Annotated in this window: 11 protein-coding genes; 5 read left to right on the top strand and 6 right to left on the bottom strand. The window is 59.9% G+C overall.

All coding sequences use genetic code 11. The features are described from left to right. Nucleotides 1-79 precede the first annotated feature (79 nt). Nucleotides 80-1537: an AMP nucleosidase gene (locus J2Y91_RS21675; protein WP_048915630.1), complete on the bottom strand. Its 1458-nt coding sequence runs from the start codon at nucleotides 1535-1537 to the stop codon at nucleotides 80-82. A 213-nt stretch (nucleotides 1538-1750) separates the two neighbouring features. Between J2Y91_RS21675 and J2Y91_RS21670 the strand changes: the two genes are divergently transcribed. After that, the gene (locus J2Y91_RS21670; protein ID WP_413449767.1) at nucleotides 1751-2389 is read left to right on the top strand and encodes a hypothetical protein; all 639 of its coding nucleotides are present in this window, start codon (nucleotides 1751-1753) and stop codon (nucleotides 2387-2389) included. A 4-nt stretch (nucleotides 2390-2393) separates the two neighbouring features. Here the strand turns inward: J2Y91_RS21670 and J2Y91_RS21665 are convergent, their stop codons facing one another. Continuing rightward, nucleotides 2394-3584 (bottom strand): LacI family DNA-binding transcriptional regulator, encoded by a 1191-nt coding sequence (locus J2Y91_RS21665; RefSeq protein WP_133623341.1) that lies wholly within the window; start codon nucleotides 3582-3584, stop codon nucleotides 2394-2396. Between the two features lie 307 nt (nucleotides 3585-3891). On the opposite strand from J2Y91_RS21665, the gene J2Y91_RS21660 reads away from it, so the two are divergent. The 4 genes from J2Y91_RS21660 to J2Y91_RS21645 all read left to right on the top strand — a co-directional run bounded on the left by J2Y91_RS21660 (nucleotide 3892) and on the right by J2Y91_RS21645 (nucleotide 8466). Further along, entirely contained in the window at nucleotides 3892-4335 is a 444-nt protein-coding gene (locus J2Y91_RS21660) for a PTS sugar transporter subunit IIA (RefSeq protein WP_133623342.1), read from the top strand. Between the two features lie 20 nt (nucleotides 4336-4355). Continuing rightward, on the top strand, nucleotides 4356-4643 hold the full coding sequence (locus tag J2Y91_RS21655; protein WP_048915634.1) for a PTS sugar transporter subunit IIB: 288 nt from the start codon (nucleotides 4356-4358) through the stop codon (nucleotides 4641-4643). Nucleotides 4644-4656: 13 nt separating this feature from the next. Further along, on the top strand, nucleotides 4657-5916 hold the full coding sequence (gene ulaA / locus J2Y91_RS21650) for a PTS ascorbate transporter subunit IIC (protein ID WP_048915635.1): 1260 nt from the start codon (nucleotides 4657-4659) through the stop codon (nucleotides 5914-5916). Between the two features lie 186 nt (nucleotides 5917-6102). Then, nucleotides 6103-8466 carry a membrane-bound PQQ-dependent dehydrogenase, glucose/quinate/shikimate family gene (locus J2Y91_RS21645; RefSeq protein WP_133623343.1) on the top strand — a complete coding sequence of 788 codons (2364 nt, stop codon included), beginning with the start codon at nucleotides 6103-6105 and terminating at the stop codon, nucleotides 8464-8466. Nucleotides 8467-8662: 196 nt separating this feature from the next. Here the strand turns inward: J2Y91_RS21645 and pyk are convergent, their stop codons facing one another. From pyk to J2Y91_RS21625, 4 genes are all read right to left on the bottom strand, one after another. Next, complete coding sequence (gene pyk / locus J2Y91_RS21640) at nucleotides 8663-10105, bottom strand: pyruvate kinase (protein WP_133623344.1); 1443 nt, start codon at nucleotides 10103-10105, stop codon at nucleotides 8663-8665. Between the two features lie 208 nt (nucleotides 10106-10313). Then, complete coding sequence (locus J2Y91_RS21635) at nucleotides 10314-11108, bottom strand: inositol monophosphatase family protein (RefSeq protein ID WP_413449766.1); 795 nt, start codon at nucleotides 11106-11108, stop codon at nucleotides 10314-10316. Nucleotides 11109-11125: 17 nt separating this feature from the next. Continuing rightward, the gene (locus J2Y91_RS21630) at nucleotides 11126-12187 is read right to left on the bottom strand and encodes an ABC transporter ATP-binding protein (RefSeq protein ID WP_048918274.1); all 1062 of its coding nucleotides are present in this window, start codon (nucleotides 12185-12187) and stop codon (nucleotides 11126-11128) included. After that, on the bottom strand, nucleotides 12184-14415 hold the full coding sequence (locus J2Y91_RS21625; RefSeq protein WP_133623346.1) for an ABC transporter permease: 2232 nt from the start codon (nucleotides 14413-14415) through the stop codon (nucleotides 12184-12186). Before J2Y91_RS21625 ends, J2Y91_RS21630 begins: the two co-directional genes overlap by 4 nt. Nucleotides 14416-14420 lie beyond the last annotated feature (5 nt).

Here is a 14420-nt window from a genome sequence, read left to right as displayed (position 1 = left end):
TCTGTTTCTGCAGAGGGGAGAGGGAGTGACACAAGAAGGAAATGTGACACCTGTAACAGCGACAGGTGTCACAGCAGGCTTAACGGAACGGCGGCTCGTTAAAGGTGCGCAGCTTGCGCGAGTGCAGGCGGTCGCCCTCGGCGCGCAGCAGATCAATCGCGCGGATGCCAATCTGCAAATGCTCGGAAATCGCCCCTTCGTAGAAGCGATTCGCCTGGCCCGGCAGCTTGATCTCGCCGTGCAGAGGTTTGTCGGAGACGCACAGCAGCGTGCCGTAAGGAACGCGGAAGCGGTAACCCTGTGCGGCAATGGTGGCGCTCTCCATATCTACCGCCACCGCGCGGCTGAGGTTAAAGCGCAGCGCGGAAGCGGAGTAGCGCAGCTCCCAGTTACGGTCGTCGGTAGTGACTACCGTTCCGGTACGCAGGCGCTGTTTCACCTCTTCGCCCGGCATGTTGCTGACCTGCTTGGTCGCGTCGTACAGCGCGCGCTGCACTTCGGCAATGCTCGGGATCGGGATATCCGGCGGCAGCACCGCGTCCAGCACGTGGTCATCGCGCAGATAGGCGTGCGCCAGCACGTAATCGCCAATGGTCTGGCTCTCACGCAGGCCGCCGCAGTGGCCAATCATCAGCCAGGCGTGCGGGCGCATCACCGCCAGATGGTCGCAAATGGTTTTAGCATTTGACGGGCCAACGCCGATATTGACCAGCGTAATGCCCTGGCCGTCTTCAGCAATCAGGTGCCAGGCGGGCATCTGATGTTTTTTCCATGCCAGATCGGAGATGGTCTGCTCCGGGTGCGGCGTGTCGTGGGTCAGCGTGGTGCCGCCCGCGCAGGAGAGGGCCACGTACGGCGAGGCCGGGTCGGCTATCTGCGCGCAGGCCCACGTCACGAACTCATCAACGTAGCGCGTGTAGTTGGTAAACAGCACGTAGGGCTGAAAGTCTTCCACTGGGGTGCCGGTGTAGTGGCGCAGGCGGGCCAGCGAAAAGTCGGTGCGCAGCGCATCGAAGTGCGACAGCGGGAAAGTTTCCCCCGGTGGCAGCAGGCCGTCGGCATTCTCATCGCCAATCTGTGACAGCTCGGTGGTCGGGAAGTGCTGGGCGATCCCGGCGCTCATGCTGCGATCCAGCGCCAGCCCGGAACCGTCAATGACATACGGGAAGGGGATCTCCTGCTGCGATGGCAGCACTTCAATGGTGACCTGATATTCGCTGGTCAGCATCGACAGCTGTTCACTGAGATAGTGGCGCAGCAGGGCCGGGCGGGTAATGGTGGTGCTGTAGCAGCCGGCTCGGGTAAAGCGGCCAAAGGCGCGGGTCAGGCGCTGCGAGGGGGCAACGCCGTTCCAGCTGACGCGCAGCTGCGGGTAGACAAACAGACCGGCGGCACGGCGTGCCGCATCCGGCAGGGCGCCGTTAGCGATAAATGCGGTAATGGCATCACGCAGGGCATCGACCGCCGCGTTGTACTGGCTATCCAGGGCGTCCAGCGCCTCGTTAACCGTCAGGGATCGCGCTACGGGTTGAGTCATAATATCTCCTTGGATCGTTTGCACCATGGCAAACAGACTAACTGAAGATGGTGATAAACGGCTATTACCAGTGAACTTTTTTCTCTTCTGGCCGGAAATTTGTGAGGCGCGCTGTATAAAAAAAAAGCATAATTGCTAAAAGTAGCAGCAGGGCTTAGGTTGGAAATAGAGGCCCGCCTGCGCAACGTTTTTTATGCCACAGGAGGGGAAAGGATGCAGAAATCAGTGAGGGAGACAGGGATGCCACTACTTATTCCGTCGGCGGAGTTCGATGACAAACTCAGCCGGACATCAACAGGGAAGAATACCCAGCATACCCAGGCATTTATCGATGGCGGGTCGCATGATTTTGACCTGCCTGACTACGCGGTGCCGCCGGGGTATCGCCTGCTGCAATCATCGCGTGAAGATCAGTATCGCCTGATTAAAGAAGGCGCGGAGCCGGAAACCGTCTATGCCGTCAAGCTACTGCTGCTGGACACTATCGTCCCTTCGCGGCGCAGCTGTACGCAGATTATGGTGTGGCGCAGCGTGTTGCCTCAGCACGAAGAGGCGGTTCATGGTCTCGCCCGGCGCTTTTTCCGCTATTTTCTTCAGCGCTATTCCATCGTGGTTTCCGACAGCGAGCATACCGGCGATGGCCGCCGCTTCTGGGAGGGGATGATTGCCTGGGCTCTGGCGCAGCCTGAATACCATGTCTACCTGTCTGACGGCAGTTTCGACGATCGCCCCCTGCGTGTTATCCCCAACTGGGACGATTTTTACGACCACTGGGCGCAATATGGCTGGGGGGAAGACCGCGATTATCATCCACACCGGCTTTTTGTCATCAGCCACGAAAAGCTGGAGTAATCCTTCAGCTGCTGGCGCCAGGCTCGAGGGTAAACTTCGCCTGCTCGGCCAGCGGCTGCGGGGCGTCATCCAGCATCGCCATTAGCCGCTCGCCGACCTGCTGGCCAAGTTTTTCATAATTGAGGCGCATCGACGTCAGCGCCGGAAATGTGTGGTCACAGTTGCTGGAGCCGTCCAGGCAGGCGACCGCCAGGTCGTACGGCACCTTCAGCAACCGGCGCTGGCACTCGGCCAGCACGCCAAAAGCAATCTCTTCATGGCTGCAGATAATCGCATCGAGGTCCGGCTGATTCTGTAGCAGCTGGCCGAGGGCGTAGCGGCCAAACTGCAGGCTCGGTGCGTCCGGCACGGTGATCATCAGGTCCGCGTTCTGATAGTGCGCCAGCATCGCCTTGTGCCAGCCGTTAAGCTGCTGCTTGTGCAGGCGGTTGTCGGTCTGCGCGCCGATAAAAGCGATGCGGCGATAGCCTTTATCCAGCAGGTGGAGGGTCAAGCGTTCGGCGGCATCGCTTATCGCAATATCCAGCGTGATATCGGCGTTAAAGCGCTCGGCGCCGCAGACGTTGGCGGTCACCAGTTCGCTGGACTCAATCAGATCGGCGGTTTTCCTCGCCAGCTGCGCGCCGAACAGCACCAGCGCGGAAGGGCGGTGCTGCAGCAGCTTCTCCACCAGCGGCGTTTCGCCGTACTGATGATACTCGTGGCAGGCCATGATTAACTGGAAAGGCTGTTTGCTCAGCGTCTGTTGCAGCGCCTGAATAAAGCGCGTACTGGCGCGATCGTGCTGAAAGGGGTAGAGCACGGCGACGGTATGCAGGGTGCTGGAGGCCAGCGAGGCGGCGGCAAGGTTCGGTACGTAGCCCAGCTCTGTGACCGCCTGCTGCACCTTTTTGAGCGAGGCGTCAGAGACCAGAGAAGGGTCACGCAGCGCGCGGGAGACCGTCATCGGGCCGATACCGGCGTGGCGCGCCACGTCCTGCAAGGTGACGCGGCTGGCGCTGCTGCTGGCGATGTCGCTGGCGTCGGGGTTGGCTTCATAACCCAGTGCGCGTGCGGCTTGCTCAACTTTGCTGCGCACCTTTTCAGAAACCAGCTCCGGCGTGCGCATGACGCGCGACACCGTCATCGCGCCGACGCCGACATAGTCGGCCACATCCTGCAGTGTCACGCGACCGCTACTTCGCCGCTTTCGCATCCTGGTTTCTCCCTTCTTAATCCGGGCGAGGCATGCCTCGCCCCTACGCAGAACATGTAGGGTCAGGCGTGCCTCGCCCCTACGCAGAACATGTAGGGTCAGGCGTGCCTGACCCTTTCGTAACTTTAAACATGCGCGCAGTGTGCCGCGCCAACCTTCAGGCAACAACTTATTCTTCGGCGGATGATAAGCCGATCACATTTAGTGATAGTTATAACAGTTAGCGTTATCTTTTTAGATATTCGTCACATTATTCCAGCGTTACTGGCACTACTCTGCTCGGGCGATGAGAGAGAGGTGACCTGAAATGCTGAAAGAATTACTGACCGCTGATGTTGTCCAGATTGTTCCCGCCTGCACCGACTGGCGTCACGCCGTCACGCTTTCCTGCCAGCCGCTGCTTGATAACGGCACGGTGGAAGCGCGCTACGTAGACGCCATTTTCCGCTCGCACGAAGCCATCGGCCCATATTACGTGGTTGGCCCCGGTATCGCTATGCCTCATGCACGCCCGGAAGACGGCGCCCACAAAATGGGAGTCAGCCTGACCGTGGTGCAGCAGGGGGTGAACTTTGACTCAGACGGTAACGACCCGGTGCACCTGCTGATTGTGCTGGCCGCGACCGACAGCAACAGCCATATCGGTATTATTACCGCGCTGGCACAGCTGTTTGATACCCCTGAAGATACCGCGTCACTGATGGCTGCGACGACGGTTGAAGAGATTTTATCCATTATTTCGCGTTATTGATAAACACCAGAGGACACAAAATGAAAATCACCGTGGTATGTGGCAACGGCCTGGGCACCAGCCTGATGATGGAAATGAGCATCAAAAGCATTGTGAAAGATCTGGGTGTCAACGCTGACGTTGACCATGTCGATCTTGGCTCAGCCAAAGGCACCCAGAGCGATATCTTCGTCGGCACCTCCGATATTGCCGAGCAATTAGTCGCTCAGCAGGTTGGCGGCAAAATTGTCTCCCTGAAAAACATGGTGGACAAAGTGGCGATGAAAGAGCGTATCGCAGCGGCGCTGACCGAACTCGGCGCATTATAACAGGGAGCCAGAAATGGAATTTTTCCGTTTTTTAATGAGCGACGTGCTGTCTGAGCCCTCCATCCTGGTGGGGCTGATTGCACTGATCGGTCTGGTGGCGCAGAAAAAGCCGGCGACCGAAGTGATCAAAGGCACGGTGAAAACCGTGATGGGCTTCCTGATCCTCGGTGCGGGCGCCGGGCTGATTGTCTCCTCGCTCGGCGACTTCGCCGCTATCTTCCATCATGCCTTCGGGATCCCGGGCGTGGTGCCGAATAACGAAGCGATCGTGGCGGTAGCGCAGAAGAGCTTCGGCACGGAAATGGCGATGATCATGTTCTTCGCCATGGTGATTAACATTGCGATTGCGCGCTTTACGCCGTGGAAATACATCTTCCTGACCGGCCACCACACGCTGTTTATGTCGATGATGGTGGCGGTGATTCTGGCTACGGCGGGCATGAAGGGGGCCACCCTGATCGCCGTCGGTTCGCTGGTGGTCGGCGTGTCGATGGTGTTCTTCCCGGCCATCATTCACCCGTACATGAAAAAGGTAACCGGTTCGGATGATGTGGCGTTCGGTCACTTCTCGGCGATCTCTCAGCTGCTCTCTGCATGGATCGGCAGCAAGTTCGGCAATAAAGAGAAGTCGACCGAAGATATGGAAGTGCCGAAAAGCCTGCTGTTCCTGCGCGACACGCCGGTGGCGATTGCCTTTACCATGTTCTTCATCTTTATCTTCACCTGCCTGGTGGCCGGTCCGTCAACGGTGAAAGAGATGAACGCGGGTGGCAAAAACTGGTTTATGTTCTCGCTAATGCAGTCGATCACCTTTGCCGCCGGGGTTTATATCGTGCTGCAGGGCGTACGTATGGTGATTGCAGAGATCGTTCCGGCGTTTAAAGGGATTTCCGACAAGCTGGTGCCGAACGCCAAACCGGCGCTCGACTGCCCGGTGGTGTTCCCGTATGCGCCGAACGCAGTACTGGTTGGCTTTCTCAGCAGCTTTGTGGCCGGGGTGCTGGGCATGTTTCTGCTGTATGCGCTGAACATGACGGTAATTATTCCAGGCGTGGTGCCGCACTTCTTCGTCGGCGCGGCCGCCGGAGTATTCGGTAATGCAACGGGCGGGCGTCGCGGCGCCATCCTCGGTGCGTTCACCAACGGCCTGCTGATCACCTTTATTCCGGTGTTCCTGCTGCCGGTACTGGGCAGCATTGGCCTGGCGAACACCACCTTCAGCGACTCCGACTTCGGCGCGGTCGGGATCCTGCTCGGCTTGATCGTGCGTTAACCGCTGGCTTCACTGCTGAACACGCCCCGCTTAGTGCGGGGCTTTTTTTTGTTCTGACGGCGGTGGTTATTCCTGCGATCTAAAATCCGTTTGGGTTTTTATCAGATTTTTTTAGTTAATTTAATGTATAGTGCATGTAATTATTTGTCAGAAAATAATTACGTTGATTAACACTAAGGGATACCAATGCTTAACAAACTCACCGGTATTGTCATCGCGGTCATTGCAATCGCTATGCTGTACATGGGCGCCCAACTCCTGATGCTGGGAGGGTCGCCATTCTATGTGATTATCGGGGTTGGCCTGTTGGCTACCGCTATCACACTGTTTATGAACAAAAAAATTGCGCTTTCCATCTATGCCGTGCTGATGTGGCTGGTGGTCGCGTGGTCAATTTATGAAGTCGGCTTCGACAAATGGCAGTGGATCCCACGGGGGGATATCATTGGTGTGATCGGCCTTTGGCTGGTGATGCCGTGGGTGGTTCGCCCGCTGTATAAAGCTGAAAAACGCCGCTTCCATCCGTTCCTCGGTACCACCCTGGTGCTGATTATCGCGCTGGTAGTGGGGATGATGTTCTATGACCCGTATCCGAAAGCGGGCACCATCACCACCCAGCGTCAGGGCAGCAGTACCGAGGTGGCAGGCAGTGACTGGTCAGCCTACGGCGGGACCAGCAATGGCCTGCGCTTCTCCGACCTCAAGCAGATCACCCGCGATAACGTCAGCAACCTGCAGGTGGCCTGGACTTATCATACCGGCGATCTGCGCGCCAGCGATGATGCTTCCGAATACACCTTTGAAGCGACCCCGCTGAAGGTTAACAACAGCGTCTATTTCTGTACGCCGCACAATGAAATTCACGCGCTGAACCCGGAAACCGGGGCGCTGAAATGGAAATATCAGCCGAAGAAAGAGGCTTCTTACCTGCAACAGCACCAGACCTGTCGCGGCGTGAGCTATTACGACGGCGGCCAGCAGGCCCAGGCAGACACCGGCGCGGCCAGCCCAGCTATCTGCCGCAAGCGTATCTTTAACGCCAGCAACGATGCCAAACTGATCGCGCTGGATGCCGATACCGGTAAACTGTGTGCCGACTTCGGCAACAACGGCGTGGTCGATCTGCATGCCAATATGGGTACCGTGCGCCCGCATGCGCTGATGCAGACTGCGGCACCGCTGGTAGCCGGCAATCTGGTGATTGTCGGGGGGTCGGTGATGGATAACGGCTTCAACAGCGGTAATCCGTCTGGCGTGATCCGCGCTTACGATGCCACTTCCGGTCGCCTGGTGTGGAACTTTGATCCGGCTAACCCGGAAAACACTCAGCCGATTGCGGCTGACGCCACCTATCCGCAGGATACGCCGGTAGCATGGGCCACGCTGAGCGCTGACCTGAAAAATGGCCTGGTGTACGTTCCATTTGGTAATGCCTCCCCGGATGAAGTGGGGATTGAGCGTAATGCCGACAGCAACACCGAGAAGTTCCGCGACACGCTGGTGGCGCTGGATCTGAAAACCGGTGCCTTTAAATGGCGTTTCCAGTCATCGAAGCATGACCTTTGGGACCGCGATAATCCATCACAGCCGTCGCTGCTGGATATTGATTACCAGGGCAAGAAACAGCCGGTGGTGATCCTGCCGACCAAAACCGGCAACCTGTTTGTGCTTAATCGTCTGACCGGTGAGGCGGTGTATCCGATCAATCAGAAAGACGTTTCTACTAAAGGTATTGCTGGCGAGAAGTATTCGCCAACGCAGCCGGTCTCCGCGCTGAACTTTATTCCGCAGCCGCTGAGCGAAAAATCAATGTGGGGCATCACGCCGTTCGACCAGATGGCCTGCCGCATCGACTTTAAATCCCTGCGCTACGACGGCAACCCGTGGACGCCAGCGACCGAAGGCGGTTCGATTGTCTTCCCAGGCAATATCGGGGTGTTTAACTGGGGCTCGGTGGCGGTTGACCCTGAGCGCCAGATCCTGATCGCTTCGCCGGTACGCCTGGCCTATAAGTACAACCTGATCAAACGTAACGCGGAAAATGCTAAACAGCGCCTGTTCACCAAGGACGGCACGCCGTACTGGAATGAGAACTTTGACGGCGATTATGCCATTCATATTCAGCAGCTCTCCTCCAGCCTGGGGATCCCGTGCATCGCGCCACCGTGGGGCCGTATGGTGGGCGTTGACCTGTCTACCGGTAAAACCGAGTGGATGCGCCGCGTAGGTACCACTAAAAATCTGAAAACCTCGTTCCTGCCGGGCCGTTTCCCAATCGGTTTCCCGATGGGGATGGTGGCGCACGGTGGTCCGTTAACCACGGCGGGTGATGTGGTGTTCCATGGCGCAACGGCGGATAACTTCTTCCGCGCCTATGACATTAACAGCGGCGAGCTGCTGTGGCAGACCGAGCTGCCAGCGGGTGGGCAGGCGACGCCTTCTACCTATATGGGCAGCGACAACAAGCAGTACGTGGTGATTGCGGCCGGTGGTCACGGTTCGCTGGGCACCAAAGAGGGTGATGCCGTGGTGGCGTACCGTCTGAAGTAAGCGGGATGTGGCTGGCTGACCGAAAAAGAGGGTCAGCCACTACTAAAAACCGTAGGGGTCGACCCTCTTTTCCGGTCGACCCGTGCCGCGGATTTGCGCCATTCGTATTGAAGACCCTCTTTTCCGGTCGACCCGTGCCGCGGATTTGCGCCATTCGTATTGAAGACGCTCTTTTCCGGTCGCCCCTTATTTTGCGCTAATCGACGATACAAATCCGGCAGGTATTCGCGCTGCCAATCAGCCCCACGCTGTCCCCCTGCGACAGCACCACCAGATCCCCCGAACTGAGATAACCCGCTTCCCGCAGCAGCGCGATCGCATCCTGCGCCGACTCCACGCCCTCCGCATGGCCGTTAAACAGCACCGGCGTCACCCCGCGGTACAGCGTGGTGAGGTTAAGCGTGGACTGATGGCGGGAGAGGGCGAAAATCGGCAGGCGTGAGGTAATGCGCGACATCATGCGCGCGGTGCGCCCGGATTCGGTCATGGCGATCACCGCTTTTACCCCGGTCAGATGGTTGGCGGCATACATTGCCGACATCGCCGTCATCTCTTCAATGTTATCGAACTGCACCTCAAGGCGATGCTTCGACACCGTGACGCTCGGCACGCGTTCCGCCCCCAGGCAGACGCCGTGCATGGCGGCGACCGCTTCTGCCGGGAAGCTGCCGGCGGCGGTTTCGGCAGAGAGCATCACCGCATCGGTGCCGTCAAGTACCGCATTTGCCACGTCCATCACTTCGGCGCGGGTCGGCAGCGGATTGGTGATCATCGACTCCATCATCTGCGTGGCGGTGATCACCACGCGGTTGAGCTGGCGCGAGCGGGCAATCAGGCGCTTTTGCACCGCCACCAGCGCAGCATCGCCAATCTCAACGCCGAGATCGCCACGCGCCACCATAATCACGTCGGAGGCGAGGATCATGTCGTCCATGCTCTCCGGCGTGGCTACCACTTCTGCGCGCTCAACCTTTGCCACAATCAGCGCGCGGCAGCCCGCTTCCTGCGCCAGCCTGCGCGCGTAGCGCAGGTCTTCACCGCTGCGCGGGAAGGAGACGGCAAGATAGTCGACGTTCATCGCGGCGGCGGTCACAATATCCGCCTTATCTTTTTCGGTTAGCGCCTCCGCAGACAGCCCGCCGCCGAGCTTGTTGACGCCTTTATTATTCGACAGCACGCCGCCCACCGTGACAACGGTGTGGATGGCGGCCCCGGCAATGCTCATCACGCGCAGCTGGATGCGGCCATCGTCGAGCAGCAGAATATCGCCCGGCACCACATCCTCCGGCAGCGCTTTATAATCAATGCCAACGCGCTGATTGTCACCCAGCCCCTTTTCCAGCCAGGCATCCAGAATAAACGGCTCGCCGACCGTCAGCAGCGCTTTGCCCTCCTTAAAGGTCGATACGCGGATTTTCGGCCCCTGCAAATCGCCGAGGATCGCCACCTGGCGGCCAAGACGCTGCGCCACGTCGCGCACGCGCTGCGCCCGGGCAATATGGTCGGCGGCGCTGCCGTGGGAGAAGTTAAGCCGGACCACATTCGCCCCGGCCCTGATGATTTTTTCTAAGTTGTTATCGCGGTCGGTTGCCGGCCCCAGGGTGGCAACAATTTTAGTGCGTCTTAATACGTCAGACATGATCACGTCCTTATTAACATTCACGTTGAAAAAGAAGCAGAGTGAGACAATTGTTTTATTTAATGCTGCATAGTGTACGGACGCAGATCAATATAGTGGAGAACGGTGGCCTTTCTTTTACCGTAAATGGATTTACGGTAAATGCATTGAGGTGGCGAGAACGTGATGTAGGGGCGGACCGCTGTTTCTGGTCCGCCCGCAGTGAGGATCAAAGCTGGGCGATGCGCAGTAAATCCTCTCTGGCGCCGGGTGCTACTGCCAGCACAGGGCCGCCGCGCAGCAGGTTTTCGCCGTCGGTGTTAAACGGATGTACCCAGCCGCCCGCCTCGCTCACCAGGCAGTAGCCCGCCAGGCAGTCCCAGGCGTGCATATGGGGTTCGTAATAGCCGACCAGGCGCCCGGCTGCGACATAGGCCAGCATCATCGCGCCGGAACCGTTGCGGAAGAAGTTGCCGCCGACGGCGGTAATGGCAGCGACAATCTCGCCGACGCGCTGCGGCGTAACGTAGCTGTTAGCGCCAAAGCCGGTGACGTGATTCTGCATGGTGCGCGCCGGGTCGACCTTCAGCGGCTTGCCGTTCAGGGTCGCGCCCTGGCCGCGTGCCGAGACAAAGCACTCCTGCTGGCACGGTGCCATAATTACGCCGATTACCGGCTCGCCCTGATAGATCACCGCCACCGATACGCACCAGTTCGGCATGCCATTAACGAACGGGCTGGTGCCGTCAATCGGGTCCACCACCCAGCTGTAGCCGGAGCTGCCCGGCAGCAGGCCATACTCCTCGCCGAGGAATCCGTCCTGCGGGAAGCGCTCTGCGGTCTGCTCGCGGATCAGCAGCTCCACCTCGCGGTCGGCAATCGACACCACGTCCTGCGCATCGCGCTTGGTTTCAATCACCAGGCTGTCGCGGCGGTTAAAATAGTCCAGCGCTTTTACGCCGGCCTGGCGCGCGACCTGCTCGGCCAGCGCCAGGCGCTGCAAAATCTCGTCACTCATGGTCATTCCTTATTAAAGCGGGATCACTGCGCAATCAGCGCCAGCCCCTGAGGTTTAAAATCTACGGATACCGCTGTGGCGGGCGCCAGCTGGCGCTCCATCTGCACATCGATAACAAACAGCGCGCCAAGCTCGGTCTGCACTTCATATTCGATGTGATCGCCCAGCCAGGTGCTGTGGGTCACTTCCCCGTTCAGCGCACCGGGCTGGTCGGCGTGCAGCGTAATAAACTTTGGCCGCACCGACAGCTGTGCTGCCCCTGGTCGCGCCTGCATGCCGGGCACGCGGTAAGTGCGACTGCCGAGAACGATCAGCGCTTCGCCGCCTTCCACCCGCTCTACGGCGCAGGGCAGGATATTTGCCTCGCCCATAAAATCGGCGATAAACACCGAGGCAGGGGAGTGGTACAGCGCCTGCGGTGCGCCCTGCTGGGCAATATGCCCCTCTTTCATGACAATTATCTTATCGGAGACCGCCAGCGCTTCCTCCTGATCGTGCGTGACGTACACGGCGGTAAAGCCGAGGCGCTGCTGCAGATCGCGGATCTCAGTGCGCACGCGGCGGCGCAGGCGTTCATCCAGGTTAGATAACGGCTCGTCAAGCAGCAGCACCTGCGGCTCCAGCACCAGCGCGCGCGCCACGGCAATACGCTGCTGCTGCCCGCCCGAGAGTTCGGCAGGCAGGCGCTGGCCCATGGTCTCCAGCCCGACCAGCTTCAGCCCTTCACGCGCCCGGTCCTGCGCCTCCTTACGACTCAAGCCGCTGGCGCTGAGGCCGTACATCACGTTATCCAGCGCATTCATATGCGGGAACAGCGCGTAGGACTGAAACACCATCGCCACATCGCGCTCGTTGGCGGGCAGATGGGTGACGTCCTTGCCGCCGATCAGGATGCGCCCGGACGTCGGGTGCTCCAGCCCGGCCAGCAGACGCAGGGTAGTGGTTTTGCCGCAGCCGCTGGGGCCGAGCAGCGTCACCAGCGTACCCGGCTCGACGGTGAGCGACAGGTCGGGCAGGGCGGTAAAGCCGGCGAACTGTTTACTGACGTTTTCAAACACCACGGAACCGGTTTTGATGGCGGTCATACGGCACTCTCCTGAGATAAAGTGGTTGGAACCGCGGCGACAGGCGCCGTGGCCACGCGATTAGTGCGGCGCAGGCGGCGTTCACCGACCAGCAGCTGGAAGGTGAGGATCACCGCCAGCATCACCACGATAAGCACCGAGGAGTAAGCGATAGCCACGCCGTATTCCCCATTTTCCACCAGCCCGACAATATAGGAGGTGGCCATGTTGTACTGGGCGCTGACGAGGAAGATCACCGCGCTGATCGAGGTGATAGCACGCACAAAGGCATACACCAGCGCGGCGCTGATCGCCGGCTTCAGCAGCGGCAGGATCACCTTACGCAGGGTGCGGAAGCTGCTGGCACCGAGCGTGAGGGAGGCTTCATCCAGGCTGCGGTCCAGCTGGCTCATGGCGGCAATCCCGCCGCGCACGCCAACCGGCATATTGCGGAACACAAAGCAGGCGACGAGGATCAGTGCCGTGCCGGTGATCTCCAGCGGCGGCAGGTTGTAGGCCATGATGTAGCTGACCCCGATCACCGTGCCGGGAATGGCAAAGCTCAGCATCAGCATAAACTCGAAGGTCTGGCGCCCGGCAAACTTCTGCCGCACGATCAGCCACGCGGTCAGCAGGCCAACTATTGCCGTAAGCGGGGCGGCAATCAGCGAAATTTCCATCGTAGTCCAGAACGAGTTCCACGCCACGCCGGTCCAGACAATCTGCCCTTCATTCCAGTGGAAGCCGAAGGCACGGGCGTAGTGCGCCAGCGTCAGGCTGCTGTCCAGCCCCCACGACTGCACAAAGCCGCCAATCAAAATCATGCCGTAGACCACCAGCGTGAACAGGCCCCACGGGATCACCAGCGCATAAACCCCGTAGCGCAGCGCGCGCGGCAGCCCGCAGTGCTGGCCGGAATCGCCTTTGCCGGTGACGGTGGCGAAGTTTTTCCCCGCCAGCCACAGGCGCTGCAGAATAAAGGCGCTGAGGGTGAAGCACAGCAGGATAATCGCCAGCACCGCCGCGCGGCTCGGGTCATTCTGCGCGCCGACCACCGAGAAGAAGATCTCCGTCGACAGTACGCCGTGACTGCCGCCCAGCACCATTGGGTTGCCGAAGTCCGCCATGCTCTCGATAAAGCTGATGAGAAATGCGTTTGCCAGCCCCGGCGCCATCAGCGGTAGCGATACCGAGCGGAAGGTGCGCCAGCGGTTAGCGCGCAGGGTCTGCGACGCTTCCTCCAGCGACGGGCTGACGCCCTCGACCACGCCGATCAGCACCAGGAAGGCGATAGGCGTAAACGAAAGCACCTGCGCAATCCAGATCCCGGTCAGGCCATACAGCCAGCGGCCGGGTTCAATGCCGAACAGCGAGGAGAGCAGCTCGGTAACCACCCCGGCGCGGCCAAACAGCAGCATCAGCGCCAGGCCAATCACAAACGGCGGCGTGATGATCGGCAGCACGGTCAGCAGGCGCAGCCCCTTTTTGAACGGCAGCGGCGTGCGCGTCGCGGCCAGCGCAAACGCCAGCCCCAGCAGCGTGGATCCGCTGGCGGTCATCAGCGCCAGCCACAGCGTGCGCCATGCGGTGCCGCAGCTGCCGCCGCTCAGGCAGCCCAGGCTCCAGATCGCCGGATCCTGAATATTAGCGATCATGCCGTCGGGTTTAAACGAGCCGTCTATATCCTGTACCGAGGCGACAAACATGCTCAGCACCGGGTAGAGCACGAAGGTAGTGACCAGCGCCACCAGCAGCACAATGGCCGCAACAACAAAGGCATCGCCCTTTAGCACGCCGCGCTCGGCCAGCGCAAAGGAGAACAGCAGCAGGAAAGTGGTCAGCAGCAGGATCGCCCCGGCGCCAAACGCCGGCTGGCCGTCGCTCAGCGCGCCGAAGAGCTGCTCGCTCCACTGCCAGTTCCAGCCGCTGTAGCCGATGGCGTGACCCTCAAACAGCAGGAACAGCACGCCGGCCGCGCTGGCCCCCAGCAGCACGCCCGAGCGCAGCGTGCCGATGTGCAGCAGGCGGCCCAGCGCGCACAGCACCAGCATCAACACAGCCACGGCCAGCCACGGGCGGCCGAATAGCGCGATTTGCCACAGCGCCGGAGCGCTTTCGCCCTCCTGCCACAGCGTGGTCAGCCAGCCGAAGTCGAAGAATCCGGCTTCGAGGCTGTACCAGGGCAGCAGCAGAATTGCCAGTGCGCCCAGCAGTAAAGCCCCGTCGAGGCGGCGGTTTTGAGCATTCATCTTCA

It is taken from the genome of Erwinia aphidicola (assembly GCF_024169515.1).
Lineage (GTDB): Bacteria > Pseudomonadota > Gammaproteobacteria > Enterobacterales > Enterobacteriaceae > Erwinia > Erwinia aphidicola.
This window is presented reverse-complemented; position numbering and strand designations above follow the sequence as displayed.